The following is an 18,861-nucleotide window of genomic DNA, read 5'->3' as shown; positions in this document are numbered from 1 at the left end:
ATTTCATTTTCTTTTCATAAATAAAGGAAGCTAGGTCATTAAACCTAGCTTCCTTTCCGCTTTACTCCTTAAATTCTCCTGATTTTAAATCTTTTAAGCCTAGTTGATTGTACACCTGCTCAAACTTTCCAACTCCATACTCATTGTCTTTTTGTACACGCAACTTCCTCTTTATATATACTTGAATTTTAATCATTTTTTTACTTTTATAAAAATAAAAAAAGAGCAGTTCAATCTAGAACCACTCTTTTCGTTATCTTAATGTGCTTGCTCTTGGTTATCTACAATAATTCGCTTAATAAAGAACGAAATAATCAAACCAACAACAGCCACGATTGCACCAAAGATAAAGGCATTTTGAACACCCTTGGTAAACGCAAGCACTACATTTAATGGATCGGTTGGGTCTGATACAGATTCCATAAAGCTTCTGGAACCTGACGATAAAATTGAAATTGCAACCGCTGTTCCTACTGCACCGGCTACTTGCTGCAGCGTATTCATAATTGCTGTACCGTGTGGGTAAAGCTCTGGTGGCAGCTCGTTTAAACCATTTGTTTGAGCCGGCATCATAATCATGGAAACGCCAATCATAAGAGCAATATGCAAAGCAACAATAAGCGATGTTGACGTTTCAAGTGAAATCGTTGAAAAGCCAAACATTGTCGCTACTACAATGATAAGACCAGGAATAACTAACCACTTAGGGCCAAAACGGTCGAATAGCCCACCCATTACAGGTGAAAGAAGTCCGTTCACAATTCCTCCTGGAAGAAGCATCAATCCGGCTGCAAATGTTGATAGAGCTAGTGATGTTTGCAAGTATAATGGTAAAATCATCATGGATGACAAAATAACCATCATCGAAACTAAAATTAAGAGAAGACCAACAACAAACATTGGGTACTTAAATGCTGTTAAATCAAGCATTGGCTCTTTCATCTTTACTTGACGAATTGAAAAGACTACCAATCCTAAAATTCCAACAACAAGCGCGATAATTACTTCGGTACTTCCCCAGCCCCCGCCTTCTCCAGCGCTGCTAAAGCCGTACACAATCCCACCAAAGCCAATGGTTGAAAGAATAATGGACAGAATATCAATTTTTGGCTTTGTTGGTGTTGTAACGTTTTGCATAAAAAATGCTCCAAACACTAATGCCACAAGCAGTAATGGCAGTGAAATCCAGAAGATCCAGTGCCAAGTAAGTGTTTTTAAAATCAACCCTGATACTGTTGGACCAACCGCTGGTGCAAACATAATTACAAGACCGATAATCCCCATCGCTCTTCCACGCTTATGAGGCGGAATAATGACCAAAATCGTATTAAACATTAGGGGTAAAAGAAGTGCTGTTCCAATGGCCTGCACCACGCGAGCAATCATTAACACGCTAAATGTTGGTGCGATTGCTGCAATAAACGTGCCAATAATGGAAAAAATGAGTGACGCAATAAATAGCTGCCTCGTTGTAAACCATTGAAGAATGAAACCTGAAATTGGTACTAAAATACCAAGCGTTAATAAGTATCCTGTTGTAAGCCACTGTGCCGTTGTCTCATGAATACCAAAGCCAATAATTAAGTCACGCAGAGCCATATTTAAAGCCGTTTCACTGAATAACCCGATGAACCCAGCGATCAGAAACGAAGCTATAATCGGCAAAGCTTTTACATTCGGAGCCTGTGCAGCCTGCTGGTTACTCATAGTAAATTCCTCCCTCTTACTATCTTTTTATAAGTACATAACAGTATATAAGTAATGTCCTCAGCCTAAAGAAATATACCATTTATAGGATTATCATACAAGTTTAATGATTTGTTAAAAATAAAAAAAGACTTTAAGACATTCTTAAAATCTTTTTAGATACTCAAACTATTATAAAGATAAATCTAATTTTACTAATTATATTAATTAAAATGTAATTTAGACTTTCGACCTTATTCTTTATACCCTGATATACCATATAAGAGAATCCTCAAAATGGTTTCATGATCGTTGACATTTTTTCCGCTAAATAAAATGCTACTTTTAGAAGCCATATCTTGTCTGTAAAGTTCGATTACTTTCATAATCATTTCATTTGGAATCTCTTTTGAAAATATACCTTCACGCTTACCGTCATTAATAAACTCTATTATTAATTCATAAGTCTTTGAAATAAATTCTTCTTCTATCATCTTTTTCATTGCTGGATCATTCATCATTAATTCGATAAACTCTGGATGAAATTGAGTAAGAAGTTCTGTTTTTGTAAAGATTAGCTTAGCTATTTTTTCATCCATTTTTACTTTAGATTTAGTAATCTCTTGAGCAAGTTGCAGCTGTTGAAACAGCACAAACCTCACAATTTCAGTCATTAATCCTTCTTTGCTTCCAAAGTAATTGTAGATTGTAACTACTGAAACCTTTGCTTTTGATGCAATATCGCGAATAGAAACTTTTCTAGGAGATAGCACTTTAAACAATTCAAGAGCTGATTCAATAATTAACTCTCTCTTTTTATCCGTTCTAATTTTAAAACCATCCATTATTTTATTTCACCTCAAAAATATTATAACAAATCATTGATTTTGTTTCAAAATTATTATAAGATTTATAAAAAATGAAACAAAAAGTTAAATTTGTTTCAAAAATAAGAAAAGGGAGAAATATTTTATGCAAAAAGCAATCGAAGTAAATGAACTAACATATTCTTATGACAAAAAAAGTCATGCTGTAAACAATTTATCTTTTGAAGTGAAAAAAGGTGAAATATTTGGATTTTTAGGCCCAAGTGGTGCAGGTAAATCCACTACCATTAAGCTATTAACAAGGCTTATTTCTCCTCCACCCGGTAAAGTATTTATCTTGGGTCAAGATATGTCTAAAGTAAAATATTCTTTTTATAAGAAGATAGGAATTGCTTTTGAAAATGATGTACTGTACCCTACATTAACTGGATACGAAAACTTAATGTTGCACGCTAAAATCTATGGAACACCTAAAGAAGAAGTTCTTGATATGTTAAAGAAAATGGACTTGTTTAAATCCAAAGATAAAAAAGCTGGGGACTATTCTAAAGGTATGAAAACAAGGCTGGTTTTAGCAAGAGCTTTAGTTACAAAGCCAGAAGTTCTATTCATGGATGAACCTACATCAGGTATGGACCCAGAAATAGCAGCTTATGTACGAGAAATTATTTTAAACTTGAATAAAAATGGCACTACCATGTTTCTAACAACGCATGATATGAATGAAGCTGAAAAACTATGTGATCGAATTGCTTTTTTCAATAAAGGCAAGATTATTGAATTAGATACACCAGAAAATTATAAAAAGCGATTTGGTAAACAAGTAGTTACAGTTGAACACAACGGACAAAAGAAAACTTTCTCCAAACAAGATGATTTAACTATGCTAACTAACATTATAAATAGTAAGAGTTTTGACAGCATTCATTCTCAAGAAGCTAGCCTTGAAGAGATTTTCATTAAAGTAGTAGGTCGAGGACTAAAAGGAGAAGCATGATGATTAAAATTGAATTTATTAAGCTAATTAGAAATAATATAGTAGCTTTAATTTTCGGATATATCTTTTGTATGGCTTTAGGAATTAACGTTCTGTCTTTTGGTTTTCAACATATTCAATGGGTCGAACAGTGGATGCCATGGCTAACCATTTTTAATGTTGTTATTTTAATTGACCTTTTGTTCTGGATGGCTGCAATGCAAATATCCGAGGATATTGATACAAATATGATACAAGTTATGAGAACTAGCAGAAGTATTACCCAGTACTTCTTTAGTAAACATGTACTACTTTTGCTTATTATTTTAATAGCTTCATTTCTGGCTGTGATCCCAAGAATAAACGAAATAGAGTTTGTTATACAGTTTTTATTTTTGACCCTCATTCTTTCTCTAGTAATGATTAGCAGTGGTGTTCTGTTAGCTATGATTGTAAAAAAACAAAGTATTGTCATGCTAGTAGGTAGTATTGTTACAGGTTTTATCTTTGCAGTTATGATTAGAGCTATTTTGCCGCTATGGAATATTGATTCTATTCCATTCAATCCATTTGAACCCTTTATTAAGACCTATTACTATCTATATCTAACTGAAGGTCCTGCGCCTAGTTCATATACTGGATTGTTTTTATTTTCAATTATATTTTATGTAGCCAGTATTTTTATCTTTAAAAAGTTAATGTTTGAGAGAGGGTTCAGGTTATGAAGAATACTTTTTTTACTTTTATGCTAAAAGATTTACTACTCGCACGTCGCAATATATTAATCTGGCTTATCATCGCTTTTCCTATATTTACTGCCTTTGGTGCTTCTGGCATAACAGAGACATATTCAGATATGCCAAAGATTGTAGTACTGAAAGATACAAAACAACCTGTAACTATACCAGCTGAAATTATGGTCTATGAAGTAAGTTCTTATGAGGACATGAAAACTAAGGTAAGGGACTTAGACACTAAAATAGGCTTTATGAATGGTAAACTAATCACTGATGGCAGAGAATCTCCTGAGTCTGTAAAAAAAGCAGCAGCAATACTAGATGGTAAACCAATTGAAGCTGGAAAGCTTAGTCCTACATTGTTTAATAAAGTGTATGCTTTTAACCTTTACGGATCATTTTTGTTCTTTGGAATGATTTTGTTATTTAGCCTAGTGGAAGAGAGAAAAAATAAAACAATAGACTTACAGCATGTTCAACCTGCTCATCCTGCTATACCTGTTTTAGCTAAACTAACGGTCGCTTCTATCATTACTTTAGTTGACTTTGTTGTATGTAGCTTTATATTAAACGTTCCTTTTAACATAGTACCGATATTGTTCATCATAATTATCGGCATTTTGCTTGGCACAGTACTTGGTTTATCAATGGCCTTTTACGCGTCAACCGAGACACAAGCTCTCGCCATCTTGAAGCCAATTACATTTGTTTTTCTTATATCGATTCCTGGATTAGGTCTATTTTTAGAATCAGATATTGTACGTATAATAGCTATGTTTAACCCATTTTATTGGTTTCTTCAACTAATCTATAGTTTATATACAAACGATTTAGATCTATCCTATTTATACCTAAGTTTCACTTTATGTATTATAGCTCTCCTATTTATCATAGTGAACTGGCATAGAACGCCTTACGGAAGAAAAAACTCCAATTAATTTTTCAGCAGGTAACAGTAAGGAACCTACAAATCATCGCCTGTAGGTCCCTTACTGTTTTGGTTATAATTTTAGCTATCTACTTCCTTGAACCCTCCGCAATTAAAATCAACTTTACTCTTTCAACTTCTATTTCTGCTGTCTTCCTTTTTATTTTTAGGGACTATTGGAACAGGCTTTCATATATCCATTTCACTATTTTCCACTATATTACTATTATAGAAGCCATATTTATTGCGCCCTTTCAAAAAGTATGATAAAAATGTTTCCATTGCCTACCATTTATTTATGAATGGGGAGCTTACTACATTTGCTTAAAATCAGTACCTAACAGATTTTAAGTATATAGATAAGGAGCCGTGGTTTAAGTGGCAAACATTTTAATGGTTAATTTTCCTGCAGAAGGACATGTCAATCCTACTATCGGTATTGTAAAAGCTTTTACAGAAAGAGGTGACAGCGTCCACTATATTACAGCTGAAAAATTCAGGGGGCGCTTAGAAGGCGCAGGAGCAACCGTACACCTTCAGCCTGATTTGTTAAGCAAATTGGAAATTGATACGCATTCCACACAAGGGTTACATACGTTTTTAAACATGAATATTCAAAATTCCCTGGATACGTTAGAAGTGACAAAGAAATTATGTGAAGAATTTACATTTGATCTTGTGTTTTACGAAAAATTTGGTGCTGGCCAGCTTGTAAGAGACTACTTACAAATTCCTGGCGTGTGCTCATCAGCCTCCTTTTTATTTCCAGAGGAATTTCACAAAAACATGCCTCTATCTCACTTACAACCAAATGAAGAAGCGCTAAATCTTCTTGAAAAAATGAAGATGCAGTACGGTGTGGAGCCAGAAAACATCCAGCAGTTTATGAACAACACTGCTAATTTAACATTTGTATTTACCAGCTCATATTTCCAGCCTAACAATGAGCAATTTGATGAATCAAAAGTCTTCATTGGTCCGACTTTTCCTAACCGTGCTGATAAAGATAACTTTCCTATCAATCTACTAAAGAATGAACAAGTGCTGTTTATTTCAATGGGCACGGTACTTGATCACACTGAAGCTTTTTTCAACATGTGCATTGATGCCTTTGCAGACTTCGATGGTAAAGTGGTCATTGCTGCAGGTGAACGCGCTGACATGAATCAAATTAAAGAAGCACCTGAAAACTTTATCATTTCTGCTTACGTGCCTCAGCTAAAGGTCCTTGAGCACACAGATGTATTTATTACGCACGGAGGCATGAACAGCGTAAACGAAGCCATTCATTTTAACGTTCCAATGGTGGTTATCCCCCATGATAAAGACCAGCCGATGGTTGCCCAGCGCTTAACCGAACTTGATGCTGGATACAGATTGCAAAAAGAGCACGTCAATTCAGATACGCTCAAAAAAGCGGTCAACGAAGTGCTTGCTAATGAGCAGTATAAAAAAGGAATTCAGTCTATTAATCAAAGCTTTCAAGAGTGCGGCGGTGCTAAAGAAGCGGTCCGTATTATTGATCGATTTGTTGCGCGTAAGCTATAAAGAAATTAAACAAAGAACGGAGCTGTTAGGTGACAGCTCCGTTCTTTGTTTAATCTTCAGCTTTAGAAACAACAAATTTTCATCTTTTATTTTTCAAACAAAAACTGCGTTTTATCTCCTTTGAGCTCAAGCTTCGCGTCAAAGGTTTTGTCTCCTTTTTTAAAGCCTTTTATAAGGTTCGTTTGTCCGTCTTTTAACAGCTTTTTCGCATTTGCCTGCGAGATTGTTTTGCCAAGAATCTTTTTTGAAAATGTAAAACTGCACTGATTACTTTGATAATTAGAACAGCCATAAAACGTTCCTTTGTCAACGATGTCACCATCACACTTTTTGCAACTTCCTACTTTTGTTCCGGTCGTCTTGCCTTTTCCACCTTTTTCACCTCTTGTTTGCTTGAACTCGCTGAGATCAAAGCCGTCAAACGACCACTGGTTGCTTTGTTCCTTTGCATCTTCAATTAATTTAAGAGAAAGCTTCTTCGCTTGTTCCATGAATTCTTGAGAAGATGCTTTTCCTTGACCAATTTCATGAAGACGCTGCTCCCACTTAGCCGTCATTTCAGGTGATGCAAGGATACTTGGTCCGATTGATTGAATTAGTACTTTTCCTTTATTCGTGGCAAACACCTGATTCTTCTTCACTTCAATATACTTGCGATCACGTAGGACGCTAATGATTCCTGCACGCGTGGCTTCTGTTCCTAGCCCCTGCGTCTTTGTTAACACTTTTACAAGCTCATTGTCATCTAAATGCTTTCCGGCTGTTTTCATTAGCGTAATAAGCTGACCTTCCGTATAGCGCTTTGGAGGCTGTGTTTTTCCGTTTTTTACCTTTACATCCTGAACAATTCCTTCTTCTTTTTCTTCTAGTGAAGGCAGGTCTTGTTCATCCTCATCCGCGTCTTTTTCTTTTTGCTTCCCATAAATCACTTTGCGCCAGCCTTCTTGGATTTGCTCTTTTCCTTTTGAAATAAACGTTGCCCGTCCTTCGACGATTGTATGAATAGTCGTATAGTCGAAAATGGCTTGCTTATAGTGTGCTGCAATTAATCTTTTGACAATGAGCGTATAGATGTTGGCTTCTTCCCCTGACATTTTAGCTGGATCTGTCACCTGCTCTGTTGGAATAATGGCATAGTGGTCCGTTACTTTCTTTTCGTTTACGTACCGTTTATTGTTCATAATGGACTCAATAGGAAGAGGGAAAAACTCCTTAAATGCACCAAGCTCACTAATCTTTGCAAGCGTATCTGGGAACATTCCCGCTTCTTCTTTTGTCACATAGCTAGAATCAGATCTTGGGTAAGAGATAATCCCTTTCACATACAGCTTTTGCGCAATTTCAAGCGTTTTTTGCGGTGAGTATTTGAACATTTTATTAGCTGTTGCTTGTAATGAGGAAAGGTTGAATAAAAACGGTGCTTGAAACTCTTTGCGCTCCTTTTCAATGGAATCAATAACCGCATTTTTCCCTTTACAAAACTGCATAATTTTATGGGCCATCTGCTCATCGGTCAAGCGAGACTCACCGTCTTTATGCCACTTACCGTGATATATTTTGTTGTCCATATTAAAAGTAGCCAGCACTTCCCAAAACGGTTCAGACTTAAAATTTTCAATTTCGTGCTCGCGCTTAACGATCAAAGCAAGCGTGGGCGTCTGCACTCGTCCTGTCGAAAAAACGTCTGAAATTCCTTTTTTCTGAAGCAAGAGCGTGTATGCTCTAGAAGCGTTCATTCCGATTAACCAATCCGCACACGCTCGGCTTAACGCTTCGTAATAAATATCTCTTGTTTCTTGTTCTTCTAACAGGTTTTCAAAACCGTGTACCACGGCTTTTGGCGTTAGCGAAGAAATCCACAGGCGCTTCATCGGCTTCCTGTTTTTACAAAGGGTTAGGATGATTCGAATGATTGCCTCCCCTTCACGCTCAGCATCACCTGCGATAATAACTTCATTCACTTCTTGTCTATGTAGTAAATCTTTAATAATTGAAAACTGCTTCCACTTTGACTTCGTTACGCGATGTTGAAACTGCGTGGGCACAATCGGGAGCGTATCAAGCGACCATTTTTTCCACTTTTGATCGTACTCTTCGGGTGGTACAAGCTCACATAAATGTCCAATTGCCCACGTTAAATATGCTCCTTCTGGAAACAACTGATTCGGGGCGATCTCCACATAGCCGTCCCGCTTTTTAAACGAAAAAGGCGACGCTAGCTTTAGCCCTTGATCTGGTTTTTCTGCAATAATTACCTTCATTTAGTTAATCACCTTATATCTTTAATTCATTAAAATAGCGTTGCTCAATTGTATTATTTTATCATATAAATGCTTTTAAGAGTATGTTGGAGTGATTAGCACCCTATCAAATAAAAAAACCTCATCTCTACACAAGTAGAAAAATGAGGTTTTTTTCACTTAGTTAGCCGGTAGTGGTACATGTGGTGCCACAAGATTTTCTTTACGCATTTCTTCCCAGAAAGCGGCTGGAATTGCTGTATTTAATGCTTCTTTATCTTCTAAAATACGCTCAGGTCGGCTAGCTCCTGGGATAACAGCCGACACTGCAGGGTTTGCAAGTGCAAACTGTAAAGCAGCAGACTTAATGGTAATATGATGACGCTCAGCAATTGCTTTCATCTTTTCAACTTTGGCTATAATCTCCGGTGATGCTGGTTGATATTCAAAATGTGTGCCACCTGCAAGAACTCCGGAACTATATGGCCCCCCTACTACAATAGCCATGTTGTGTTTTACTGCTGATGGCATTACCCGTTGTAGTGCACGTTCGTGGTCTAAAAGCGTGTAGCGCCCAGCTAAAAGCGATACGTCTGGTTTTGCTTCTTCTAATTCAAGCATTATTTCAATCGGCTCGACACGGTTGACACCAAGCCCCCAACCTTTAATAACCCCTTCTTCACGAAGCTGAGTCAGCACTCGAAAAGCCCCTGTTCTTGCTGATTCAAATTGAGCTAGCCATTCGTCTCCGTAAAAATCTTGCGCTACGTCGTGAATATAAACAAAGTCGATACGATCAGTCTTTAAACGTTCTAGACTTTGTTCAATCGAACGGAGCGTTGCATCTGCACTATAGTCGTTAATAATTTTATTTTTCCTTCCAAATTCAAACAGGCCACCCTTTTCACCAAAATCACGAGCTGAAGGATCTTCTAACTCGTCTAAGATGACTCGTCCAACTTTTGTACTTAAGACATACTCATCTCGATTTCGATGTGATAGTGCTTTTCCCAGTCGAATTTCTGCTAATCCTGCTCCGTAAAAAGGTGCTGAATCAAAATAGCGAATTCCATTTTCCCATGCAGCATCTACTGTAGCTATGGCTCCTTCTTCTGGAATGTTTCTGTACATGTTCCCAAGTGGAGCTGTACCGAATCCAAGCTTACCTTTTAGTATTTCTTTCATTGTTTGCATCTCCTTTTACGATTATATTCTGTAAATTAACCATTTATAAGCTTTTATAAACAATCACATTCATTAGATATGTATTCATTATGACGCGTATAAAGAGATAAAAAAAGTACGTACTTCCAAGTAATATAGTCACTAAAAAGTAACCTCTTCATTAAAAAAAGCCTACTTTTCCTTAGCAGACTTTCCGAGCATTAATCATTACTTCTTTTATCTTCTTGTATACTTAAGAGGAAGTAACTCTCCAACTGTCGTTTTCACTAATTTACCGTCTACTTCCAATATCACGTAGCAGTTTGGTGCATAGTCTGAAATAAGCTCGCGACACATTCCACATGGGCTCACCACTCGAATGGTTCGATCTTCTTCATCACTATAAGGGTGCCTTACAGCTACAATCGTATCAAAGCTTTTATACCCATTTGAAACGGCACTTCCAATAGCGATGGCCTCTGCACAAACGGTCACTCTGCCAATGTACGCTTCAATATGAACAGTAGAGATAATCTCACCTGTTGCTAAGCGAATAGCTGCTCCTACATGATGCTTATCATCTTCATACAGTGCCGTAATCTTTTGCTTAGCCGCTTCAATTAATTCCAAATCATGTTGATTAAGTTCTAATACTTTCATTGCTTTTCCTTCTTTCGGTTACCTTGTAGAAAATAGTCCAGTAGCTCTTTTTCTTCTTCATTAGGACTTCTATGTACCTCTTCCTTAAACTTAGTAAGCATTTCTTGTTCAGACAGATAATCTTCAGCAATTTTGGATAGCTGCTGTAGCTGGTCGAGATATTTAAAGAGCTCAGCTTTTGTTTCTACATGATCATGAGATGTTGCATACCAGTTTGCATTGTAAGAGCGTACTTGTTCGATAACCTTTTCTAACATACTAGAATCATAGCTCCAGCTTCCGCTATAAAAGTCAGGGCTTAAACAATCGCCTAAAAACACCATTTTTTCTTCTGGAATGTAGATGACTGAGGAGTCTTCTGCATGGTCGCCTCCAATATGCTCGATTCGGCAGCTTATGCCCCCTAAATCAACTTCTAAGCTTTTATCAAATGTAATAACAGGTGTTTGAATATGTAAATTAGAGCGGTCAGGCAGCTCTTTTTTTATCATCTCCTGACAAAATTCAATTTCAATTCCATCTCTCACTCGTTGATCTAGCGCCTCGTTATCCCATGCAAACGACTGATATTCTTTTAATCTAGCTTTTGTTAAATCATGTGCAACGCTTACAGCATCAATAGCTTGTAGTCCAAACGTATGGTCCCAGTGCCAATGAGTAAGCGCGACAATATCAATCTTTTTTTCCGTAACGTTTTGAAGCTGCGCTTGAAATAGTTCAGCATGAGCAGGTGAATTACCGCTATCAATCATTAGACAGTGCTTCTCCCCAACAACAGCTGCTAGCAAAGGTCGGTCCGTTTCAGGCTGATGATCTAAATAATAAATGTGTTTACCAATAGGTTTTAACATAACCTTCTCCTTTTTTATCTTACTATTTTTTATTGTACGAAAATTTAAGATTAATTGAAACAGCATATACAATAAAAAACCTGCTGATCATCTTCAGCAGGTTTACTCTCATTATTTCTGATGAAGCCTCACATGCAGCTTCCGAACTTCCTCAGCTAATTCAGGGACAGGTCCTTCTACTTCAATATCCTTCACCACTTCTTGAATCGATAGGTTACGCACAGGTGACGGAGCAACGTTTAGCTCGTGCAGCCACTGGGCTAGCTGGTTCGATGAACTTGCATAGATAATTTTCCCTAACCCAACCCAACCGTGCGCAGCTGAGCACATGGGACAGTGTTCACCTGATGTATAAACAATTGCACGCGCTCGCTCTTCTTTTGATAAGTGCTCGGCTGCATAGCGCGCGATTGAGAATTCAGGGTGCTGCGTATCGTCACCGCTTGAAATACGGTTATAGTCTTCAAAAAGCACGTTGCCATCTTCTGAAACTAGAATAGAACCAAACGGCTGGTTTCCTTCTTCAAGCGCGCTTTCAGCCAATTCCACACAGCGCTTAAGGTGCTTTATATCCTGTTCTGTAATCATCTATATTGCCTCCTATCAGTTATTCTATTTACAGAATAACTGATGCGCGTGTTTCTTTCCAATTTTCTACCCTTTGAAACATTTATTAAGCTGCGTTCGACTGACTTGAAAATCGTTTATTTAAGCTAGGAAGATACATAACTAAAAATACCGACCTTCCAACCGTATATAAAATAAACGCCAGCCAAAGCCCGTGATTATGCCATATAGGCGTCGCAACGACCTGTGCACCTATGTATAAAAGCATCGCATAAATCATTGAGTTTCGAATTGGTGCAATATATGTTGCTCCAGTAAATGCCCCGTACATAACAAGCCCAAAACAAGCCACAAAAGGATATAAAATGAGCCATACTCCATATTCAGTCGCAAGCGTAATCACGCTGGGTAAAGTCGTAAAGAGCTTAACGATTGGTTCTAAGAAAGCTGCGTATACTCCTGCTATTACAAAAGCTACAATAACGGCCCACTTCCTCGATAGAGATAAAGTTTGGATATACAAACTTCGATTTTGGGACCCTACTGCTTTTCCAACAAGAATACTTGAAGCATTTGCAAAGCCATCAAAAAAGTAAGCCATAATATAGTGAATTTGAAATAGTACTGCGTTAGCTGCTAAAAATTCCGTGCCGAACGAAGCACCTTTAGCTGTAAATAAGTTAATAACAACTAACAAACAAATCGTACGTATAAATAAATCTTTATTCACATTAAACATTTTTTTTACAGATGCTGTATCAAATAGAATACCTACTGAAGGTGTTTTCCACTTAAACGGAGATGCTTTAGAAACAATTAATAGTCCTAAACTAAACGCTGTGACTTCGGCTATTAATGTAGAAGCTGCAACGCCTTTAACGCCAAAAGAAAAAACCTCTACGAATAAAATGGCAAGCGTCATATTTAACACGTTCGTGATAATTTGCAACGAGAGCGAATGCTTGATTTTAGCCATTCCCATTAGCCAACCTAAAATCACATAGTTCATTAATGTAAAGGGTGCTCCCCATATACGAATTGTAAAATATTCAACTGCGAATTGGCTTACTGCCGCATCTGGAGACACAATTGCCAAAGCTGCACGCTGAATCGGTACCTGTAGCATAATAAAAATAAGTCCAACGGTTAGAGCGATTAAAAATGGACGCGACAATGCAAGTATTCCTTGCTCAGAGCTGTTGGCTCCATTAGCTTGTGCTGCAAAAGCAGATGTGCTAACGCGCAAAAAACCAAACAGCCAGTATAATGTATTAAAAATAAGGGCTCCAACTGCTACACCGCCAATATACGCTGGATCTGAAAGTCGTCCAACCACGGCCGTGTCGACAGCTCCTAATAAGGGTGTCGTCATCGTTGAAATGGTGAGTGGAATAGCTAAAGCAAGATATGTACGATAATTCAATAAGCCACGCTCCTTTTTTCAAAGATAATAGCCTTGATTATAAAAACCAAGGCTTTTTTACGCATGGGCATACGCTTTTTCTTTTGTTCCAATCGAACGAAAGCGCGGATGCTCTGCAAGAATCGAGCTTCTCATTTCTTTCACTGCTGAATGTTCCGAAGTGAAAAACTCATGTTTTGAATCATACTGTTGTACTAGTTTTCCTTTTTCTAATACTCCAATTCTATCGCTGATTGTATACGCAGCTTTAATATCATGCGTAATGAAAAGATAAGATAGCTGGAAGTCTTCTTTTAATCCTTGCAATAGCTCTAGTATTAATGTTTGGGTCACCATATCCAGGCTACTAACCGCTTCATCTAATACAATTAATTTTGGCTTTAATGCAATTGCCCTTGCAATATTAATTCGCTGCAACTGTCCACCGCTAAACTGATGAGGATATTTCTTCAAATCATTTTCACTAAGTCCTACTCTTTCCAACAGTTCGATAACAGCTTTCTTTTGCTGTGCTATCGTTAAGCTTTCGTAGTTTTCTAGCGGTTCAGCAATAATGCGTTCTGCTGTTAAACGGGGGTTAACCGAAGAATATGAATCTTGAAACACCACTTGAAGATCACGGCGAATTTGCTGATGAATTTTCTTATCTGCTTTGTAAAGATTATGACCTTGAAATAAGACTTCACCATGCTCAGGCTGTTCTAAGCCAAGGATTACTTTCCCTAACGTACTTTTACCGGCTCCACTTGTCCCAAGCAGTCCTAGACATGTTCCTTTTTCTATAGAAAATGAGATATCAGAAAGCACTTCTCTTGAATGGCTTTCTTTTTTAAAAAAACTTCTGCTTTTATAGCGATGGCTAACGTTATTCACTTGTAATAAAGTCATTTCTTCACCTCTTTACGAATTAATGATTAATCTAGATTTAACATGGGTCTAGATTGTAAAAGCTTCTTCGTATACTCATGCTTTGGATAATCAAATAATTTAAATACATCTGTTTGTTCTACGATTTCACCTTTTCTCATAACTGCTACTTGATCAGCCATTTCAGCAATCACGCCTAAATCATGCGAAATTAATAAAATAGCTGACCCATAATCAGCGCGAATATTATTTAAATGAAGTAATACTTTCTTTTGATTATAAACATCAAGAGCAGTTGTCGGTTCATCTGCAATAATAACAGCTGGATTTAAACAAGCCGCAAAAGCAATCATCACGCGCTGAAGCATGCCCCCACTTAGCTGAAAAGGATACTGCTTTAAAATGCTGGCTGGATCAGGTAAATTGACGGCTTTCATCGCTTCCACAGCCATCTCTCTAGCTTGTTTCTTATTCCATTTTGTATGAGAGCGAATCGTTTCAACAAATTGATGCCCAATTGTAAAAACCGGTGTGAAAGCATTCATTGGGTTTTGCATGATAAAGGCAATTTCTTTACCACGAACGGTACGCATTTCTTTTTCATCCAGTCCGTTAAGCTCTTTACCGTTTAGAAGAATACTCCCATCGACATGTACGTTTTTTTGCTGAAACAGCTGTAGGATTGCTGTGCTGGTGACAGTTTTTCCTGAGCCACTTTCTCCTATTAATCCTAGCACTTCGCCACGCTTTAGATTTAAATTAATATTTTGAACCAAAGAAGTGTGGCCACTCGCTGTTTTTTTGTATACGTGTAAATTCTTCACTTGTAAAATATGTTCCAACTTCTTCATTCCTTTTAGAACTGACGTTTGCTTCCATATCGCTCTGATAAAGCTTCACCTAATAAATTAAACGTAACCACGACAAGCATGATGGCTAAGCCTGGATACAGCATTAGTTCAGGGTTTGTTCGAATATAGGATTTCCCTTCATGAATCATTGCGCCCCACTCTGGTGTTGGAGGCTGGACTCCTAGTCCAAGAAAAGACATTGCAGATATATCCATGATGGCCCATCCCATTTCGAGTGTACCCATGACAGCAAGTGGAGGCAGTACGTTTGGGATGATATGCTTTCGAATAATCTTCCATTGTGATGAACCGCTAACTTTCGCAGCAGCAATAAAATTTTGTTCTTTTAAGCTCAGTACCATTCCTCTAAACATCCGCGCGTAATAAGCCCACTGCACAAGGATTAAGGCAAAAACAACCTGTGAAAGTCCTGGTCCAAGTATACCAACAAGTCCAAGAACAAGAATTAGACTTGGAAACGCCATAATACCGTCGCATAGCCTCATTAAAAACTGATCAATCCAACCACCTTTATATCCTGAAAAGGCTCCCACCAATAACCCTATTACCAGTGATGAAACGAAAATAAGCGTCGCAAACCCCAATGAAATGCGCGCTCCATATAAAAGACGTGAAAACGTACAGCGACCTAGATGGTCCGTTCCAAGCGGATATTCAAAAGACGGTGACTGAAGCTTATGAGCTAGATTAACAGCAATTGGATCATTAGGCGCAATGAAAGGAGCGAATATAGCAGTGATAAAAAGAATCCCTAATATAATCGAACAAATTGCAATTACCTTTTGAGATTTAAATAGTTTATAAATGCCTAACTTCATCACTACTATCCTTCTTTCCTTGAAATCCGAGGATCAATGTACATTTGAATTAAATCCACAATCAAACTACTAACAATAAATAAAACAGCCGCAATTAACACATAGCATTGAATGACAGGAATATCTCGATTAAAAATTGCTTCAATAAAATAGCGGCCAAACCCAGGCCACGAAAAGACCGATTCAACGATGATTGTTCCTGTAAGCAACTTACCAAGGTTCATTCCAAGTCCCGTAATCATTGGAGAAATAGCAATCCGTAAGACGTGCTTTGTCATAATTACCCTCTCACTAATTCCTCGTGTTCTAGCAAATAACACATAGGGTTCTTCTAAGTTCTCTAGAACACTCGTACGCAGTAGCCTTGTATACATAGCAATTAGCGGAATAGCAAGGGTAATCGCTGGCAACACAAGATGCTTCCAAGTCCCAATCCCTTCCACCGGAAACAGATCAAGCTTAACAGAAAAGAAAAAGATTAAAATATATCCTAACCAAAATGTAGGAATAGATGCTCCGAAAAAAGAGATGACTCGGCTGATATGGTCAACAGCACTATTCTTCTTTATTCCAGCGATAAACCCTAAAGGGACGCTGACAATGATCGCAATTACAAAGCTTCCAAAAGCTAGCTGCAGCGTAGCTGGCAAGCGGACCATTACTTCATCTAAAACCGGCTGATTTGAAAGATAGGATATGCCGAAGTCAAGCTGGCATATCCTGATAATTGCATGTACATATTGAAGAAAAAATGGTTGATCTAATCCAAATTCTTGTCTTTTTTGCTCTAAAATCTCATCTGTTGGCTGGATATGGGCTGCTGCCAAATATGCTTCAGCTGGATCAACAGACGAAAGATGAATCATTCCAGTTGTAATAAGCATTACAAAAAGAAATACAGGAACAATTGACATCATTCGTTTTAGTATAAAATAGCCCATAACGCACACCTCTTAACTACTTACTGTTTAATGTTAATACCTGCAAATGGATGTTCATCTCGATTAGCAGGGAAAGTAAAGTCTTTTACTTGTTTTTGATAGACTGCTGTTTTCTTAATATAAGAGATAGGTACAATCGCCCCTTGCTCTTGTAAAGATGTTAGAATTGATGTATATAACTCTTGTCGTTCTTTTTCATCCGTTGTTTTTGGAACTTCTACCATTTGTTTAATCAGCTCATCTTTGTTAGAGTAAGCTGAAATAGCTTCCTTAAAGCCGTAACCGTCTGAAGCCACAACGTTTACAAATGTGTGAGGATCATAAGGAGCCCCATAGTTACTAAAGAAGTTAATATCAAACTCATTACCTTTAAATCGCTGAACTTGCTCAGCTAACTCCACGCCAACAATGTTTAGCTTTACACCAAGAGCTGCCCATTCAGCCTGCAGCGTTTCAGCCATTGTTTTTTGAATGTTCTCTGCTGAGTCATACATTAATTCCACTTCTAGTGGCTGTCCGTCTTTTTCTCGCACTTCTTTTCCTTTTGGTAACTTCCATCCAGCTTCATCTAACAACGCTTCAGCCTTTTTCACATCATAATCTACTGGTTTGGCGTCAAGATTTTTTGTATATGGAAAATTCGTCGGTAAAATATTATCCGCTTTCTCCTCTACGCCTGACGTCACGCCTTCAACCATTGCTTCTTTATTAAAACCATACTGTAGTGCTTGACGAACGCGCTCATCTGCAAGCTGTTCCTTTTTCGTGTTCATGACAAGCTGTCTTGTTGCAACAGGTTCTGAAATGCTTGTTTCATAGGTATCATTCGCTTCTAATTGTTTAAACGTATCCAAGCTAATTGAGCCTTCACCGTAGAGCAAGTCTACTTCACCTTTTTCAAAAGCAAGCACTCTCGTTTCTGCATCAGGAATTACTTTCACTTTAATTTTCTCAACTTTTGGAACCTCTCCCCAATAGTTCTCATTTCGCTTATAAATTGCATATTCATCTTTTTTGTATTCATCTAAAATCCAAGGCCCTGTTCCCACTTCTTTTTCAACACCTTTTGACGTATCTCCGTCTTTAGGGAAACCTGCTTCTCCTAAGAAGCGAACTGGTCGAACAACTGCTAGCTCTTGAATTGTTGGATAGTAAGGTTCGGTTAAAGATAGTTGAAACGTGTTGTCATCAATTACATTAACCTGGTCAATTTTGTTCATAAAGCCTAACCAGCTATGTAAATCTTTATTTTTAAGAATTGCGTCAAAATTCTTTTTCACAATCTCTGCATTAAAATCAGTGCCATCAGAGAATTTCACGCCTTTACGTAAGTGAAACGTATAATTCTTGCCATCTTCAGATATTTCCCAAGATTCAGCAAGCTCAGGCTGTAATTTCCCGCCTTCTTGATAGCTTACTAATGGTTCATATACCATCGATTGTGCAAATAATTGGGACGGATTGTATACGTGTGGATTCATTTCTCCCACATCTCTCGGCCAAGCCATCGTTAACATATTATCGTCTTTTTTTACCTCGCTGGCACTATTAGTACAAGCTGTTAAAAAAACTGATAATAAAAGCATACTTATAAAAATACTGTAATAAAATTTCTTCTTAAACACCGTGTTGTCCCCTCTCGAATGACTCTGATAATCATTTTCAATTGTATGAAGAAGAAACTGTATTGTCAATACTTCCTAAGCATATTTGTGAATATTTCTGCATATTCATAAATCATTTGTACTACTAGTAT

The 18,861-nt window shown here is 37.6% G+C and carries 17 protein-coding genes; 4 read left to right on the top strand and 13 right to left on the bottom strand.

Translation table 11 applies throughout. The annotated features are described in order from the left end of the window. Positions 1 to 258: 258 nt before the first annotated feature. Together NIZ91_08070 and NIZ91_08065 are read right to left on the bottom strand one after the other, a co-directional pair. A complete protein-coding gene (locus NIZ91_08070; protein ID USY56598.1) occupies positions 259 to 1,707 on the bottom strand; it encodes a DHA2 family efflux MFS transporter permease subunit in 1,449 nt (482 codons plus the stop codon). 233 nt (positions 1,708 to 1,940) lie between these two features. Further along, positions 1,941 to 2,531 (bottom strand): TetR/AcrR family transcriptional regulator, encoded by a 591-nt coding sequence (locus NIZ91_08065; protein ID USY56597.1) that lies wholly within the window; start codon positions 2,529 to 2,531, stop codon positions 1,941 to 1,943. Between the two features lie 127 nt (positions 2,532 to 2,658). Here NIZ91_08065 and NIZ91_08060 point away from each other — a divergent pair, with 127 nt between their 5' ends. From NIZ91_08060 to NIZ91_08045, 4 genes are all read left to right on the top strand, one after another. After that, positions 2,659 to 3,510: an ABC transporter ATP-binding protein gene (locus NIZ91_08060; GenBank protein ID USY56596.1), complete on the top strand. Its 852-nt coding sequence runs from the start codon at positions 2,659 to 2,661 to the stop codon at positions 3,508 to 3,510. Next, entirely contained in the window at positions 3,507 to 4,214 is a 708-nt protein-coding gene (locus NIZ91_08055) for a hypothetical protein (protein ID USY56595.1), read from the top strand. Before NIZ91_08060 ends, NIZ91_08055 begins: the two co-directional genes overlap by 4 nt. Next, a complete protein-coding gene (locus NIZ91_08050; GenBank protein ID USY56594.1) occupies positions 4,211 to 5,164 on the top strand; it encodes an ABC transporter permease in 954 nt (317 codons plus the stop codon). Before NIZ91_08055 ends, NIZ91_08050 begins: the two co-directional genes overlap by 4 nt. Positions 5,165 to 5,532: 368 nt before the next feature. Then, a complete protein-coding gene (locus NIZ91_08045; protein USY56593.1) occupies positions 5,533 to 6,702 on the top strand; it encodes a UDP-glucosyltransferase in 1,170 nt (389 codons plus the stop codon). 86 nt (positions 6,703 to 6,788) lie between these two features. On the opposite strand, the gene NIZ91_08040 is transcribed toward NIZ91_08045, so the two are convergent. The 11 genes from NIZ91_08040 to nikA all read right to left on the bottom strand — a co-directional run bounded on the left by NIZ91_08040 (position 6,789) and on the right by nikA (position 18,691). Then, a complete protein-coding gene (locus NIZ91_08040) occupies positions 6,789 to 8,963 on the bottom strand; it encodes a DNA topoisomerase III (protein ID USY56592.1) in 2,175 nt (724 codons plus the stop codon). A gap of 159 nt (positions 8,964 to 9,122) precedes the next feature. Beyond that, positions 9,123 to 10,127, bottom strand: coding sequence for an aldo/keto reductase (locus NIZ91_08035; GenBank protein ID USY56591.1), 1,005 nt, complete (start codon positions 10,125 to 10,127; stop codon positions 9,123 to 9,125). Between the two features lie 216 nt (positions 10,128 to 10,343). Beyond that, the gene (locus NIZ91_08030; GenBank protein ID USY56590.1) at positions 10,344 to 10,766 is read right to left on the bottom strand and encodes a cytidine deaminase; all 423 of its coding nucleotides are present in this window, start codon (positions 10,764 to 10,766) and stop codon (positions 10,344 to 10,346) included. Beyond that, positions 10,763 to 11,617, bottom strand: coding sequence for an MBL fold metallo-hydrolase (locus NIZ91_08025; GenBank protein USY56589.1), 855 nt, complete (start codon positions 11,615 to 11,617; stop codon positions 10,763 to 10,765). Before NIZ91_08025 ends, NIZ91_08030 begins: the two co-directional genes overlap by 4 nt. Before the next feature lie 111 nt (positions 11,618 to 11,728). Then, positions 11,729 to 12,205, bottom strand: coding sequence for a nucleoside deaminase (locus NIZ91_08020; GenBank protein USY56588.1), 477 nt, complete (start codon positions 12,203 to 12,205; stop codon positions 11,729 to 11,731). Between the two features lie 85 nt (positions 12,206 to 12,290). Next, positions 12,291 to 13,607, bottom strand: a complete 1,317-nt coding sequence (locus tag NIZ91_08015) for an MATE family efflux transporter (protein ID USY56587.1) — start codon at positions 13,605 to 13,607, stop codon at positions 12,291 to 12,293. A gap of 57 nt (positions 13,608 to 13,664) precedes the next feature. Then, a complete protein-coding gene (gene nikE, locus NIZ91_08010) occupies positions 13,665 to 14,495 on the bottom strand; it encodes a nickel import ATP-binding protein NikE (protein USY56586.1) in 831 nt (276 codons plus the stop codon). Positions 14,496 to 14,521: 26 nt separating this feature from the next. Continuing rightward, positions 14,522 to 15,325: a nickel import ATP-binding protein NikD gene (gene nikD, locus NIZ91_08005; GenBank protein USY56585.1), complete on the bottom strand. Its 804-nt coding sequence runs from the start codon at positions 15,323 to 15,325 to the stop codon at positions 14,522 to 14,524. A 5-nt stretch (positions 15,326 to 15,330) separates the two neighbouring features. Continuing rightward, a complete protein-coding gene (gene nikC / locus NIZ91_08000; protein USY56584.1) occupies positions 15,331 to 16,164 on the bottom strand; it encodes a nickel ABC transporter permease subunit NikC in 834 nt (277 codons plus the stop codon). Between the two features lie 5 nt (positions 16,165 to 16,169). After that, positions 16,170 to 17,105, bottom strand: a complete 936-nt coding sequence (gene nikB, locus NIZ91_07995) for a nickel ABC transporter permease subunit NikB (protein ID USY56583.1) — start codon at positions 17,103 to 17,105, stop codon at positions 16,170 to 16,172. A 20-nt stretch (positions 17,106 to 17,125) separates the two neighbouring features. Beyond that, positions 17,126 to 18,691, bottom strand: a complete 1,566-nt coding sequence (nikA, locus tag NIZ91_07990) for a nickel ABC transporter substrate-binding protein (protein USY57115.1) — start codon at positions 18,689 to 18,691, stop codon at positions 17,126 to 17,128. Positions 18,692 to 18,861 lie beyond the last annotated feature (170 nt).

Source organism: Bacillus sp. 1780r2a1 (assembly GCA_024134725.1).
GTDB lineage: Bacteria > Bacillota > Bacilli > Bacillales > Bacillaceae_H > Priestia > Priestia aryabhattai_A.
Note: the sequence above shows the minus strand (reverse complement) of the source record. Positions and strands in the feature narration are given on the sequence as shown.

Coding starts and splice junctions, on each gene's coding strand:
- NIZ91_08055 (USY56595.1), top strand. CDS start 3,507: ATGATGATTAAAATTGAATTTATTAAGCTAATTAGAAATAATATAGTA.
- NIZ91_08070 (USY56598.1), bottom strand. CDS start 1,707: ATGAGTAACCAGCAGGCTGCACAGGCTCCGAATGTAAAAGCTTTGCCG.
- nikC (USY56584.1), bottom strand. CDS start 16,164: ATGAAGTTAGGCATTTATAAACTATTTAAATCTCAAAAGGTAATTGCA.
- nikB (USY56583.1), bottom strand. CDS start 17,105: ATGGGCTATTTTATACTAAAACGAATGATGTCAATTGTTCCTGTATTT.
- NIZ91_08065 (USY56597.1), bottom strand. CDS start 2,531: ATGGATGGTTTTAAAATTAGAACGGATAAAAAGAGAGAGTTAATTATT.
- NIZ91_08050 (USY56594.1), top strand. CDS start 4,211: ATGAAGAATACTTTTTTTACTTTTATGCTAAAAGATTTACTACTCGCA.
- NIZ91_08040 (USY56592.1), bottom strand. CDS start 8,963: ATGAAGGTAATTATTGCAGAAAAACCAGATCAAGGGCTAAAGCTAGCG.
- NIZ91_08020 (USY56588.1), bottom strand. CDS start 12,205: ATGATTACAGAACAGGATATAAAGCACCTTAAGCGCTGTGTGGAATTG.
- nikA (USY57115.1), bottom strand. CDS start 18,691: ATGCTTTTATTATCAGTTTTTTTAACAGCTTGTACTAATAGTGCCAGC.
- NIZ91_08025 (USY56589.1), bottom strand. CDS start 11,617: ATGTTAAAACCTATTGGTAAACACATTTATTATTTAGATCATCAGCCT.
- NIZ91_08060 (USY56596.1), top strand. CDS start 2,659: ATGCAAAAAGCAATCGAAGTAAATGAACTAACATATTCTTATGACAAA.
- nikE (USY56586.1), bottom strand. CDS start 14,495: ATGACTTTATTACAAGTGAATAACGTTAGCCATCGCTATAAAAGCAGA.
- NIZ91_08035 (USY56591.1), bottom strand. CDS start 10,127: ATGAAAGAAATACTAAAAGGTAAGCTTGGATTCGGTACAGCTCCACTT.
- nikD (USY56585.1), bottom strand. CDS start 15,325: ATGAAGAAGTTGGAACATATTTTACAAGTGAAGAATTTACACGTATAC.
- NIZ91_08030 (USY56590.1), bottom strand. CDS start 10,766: ATGAAAGTATTAGAACTTAATCAACATGATTTGGAATTAATTGAAGCG.